Origin of the sequence: Yersinia sp. 1252 StPb PI (assembly GCF_048593885.1) — a bacterium.
GTDB lineage: Bacteria > Pseudomonadota > Gammaproteobacteria > Enterobacterales > Enterobacteriaceae > Yersinia > Yersinia enterocolitica_E.
Map to the genome: position 1 here is coordinate 1 of NZ_JAZGQE010000435.1, position 760 is coordinate 760.

Here is a 760-nt window from a genome sequence, read left to right on the forward strand (position 1 = left end):
GCGATATCCAGCCGTTGTTCGCCGCTGTCAAAAGTCACCTGGGCATCGGGGATCAGCGACGCCAGATCAACACAGCCCGCGTCTTTTTTCAGCGGGGCCAGTGATTCAGGCGGCAATGCTTCTGTCTTGAGATTAAGACTGGCAATGACCGACGAGGATAAGCAGGCATGGACACTTTTATCGTCGCGGGCCTTAAACTCCACATTCTCATTGCCAATCAGGGTATTGTTTAAATAAATGTCAGCCCGGTAAGTGCCGGGTAACACGCTGCCCCCTTTCGAGAAGCGGCTTAAATCAATGCCGGAACCACCGTGTTCGGTATTTAAGTAAATACTGTCAAACTCCACAGCCTGAGGTTTATTAGGCTCAAGTGATACAGTACTCTCTGTTTTTCCAATGCTATCAACAGCAAAAACAGTTGGTGACAAAAAAACGGTAATAATCGCCGCCGCAACGGGCGTTAAACCAACATTGCGGGTAGGCTGTTCTGCTGAAAAAGGCATTGCAGGGTGTTTCATTATTCAATTATTCCGTAGTGTACAGACGTATTCCGCCCCCACGAGATAACCAGCGGACGCTGTGTATGACTGCTGTATATAAATTAAATTAAGGTTTAATGGGCTGGCTCAGTTTATTGAGTGCGCCATAATCATTAACAAATTCAAAATCAACGTTATTGCCGGCGGTATTTCCCGGTAACGAAAAGGTCAGCGAATTATTAGGGCTAATCATTTGGCCTTCAACCGGCGCTGTTTTACTG

At 46.8% G+C, this 760-nt stretch carries 1 protein-coding gene and 1 pseudogene; both read right to left on the bottom strand.

The genetic code is table 11. The annotated features are described in order from the left end of the window. On the bottom strand, positions 1-518 hold a 518-nt coding region (locus V2A85_RS24150; RefSeq protein WP_420072615.1), incomplete at its 3' end, for a FimD/PapC N-terminal domain-containing protein. An 88-nt stretch (positions 519-606) separates the two neighbouring features. Continuing rightward, positions 607-760 (bottom strand): annotated as a pseudogene (locus tag V2A85_RS24155) (molecular chaperone); the annotation flags it as partial.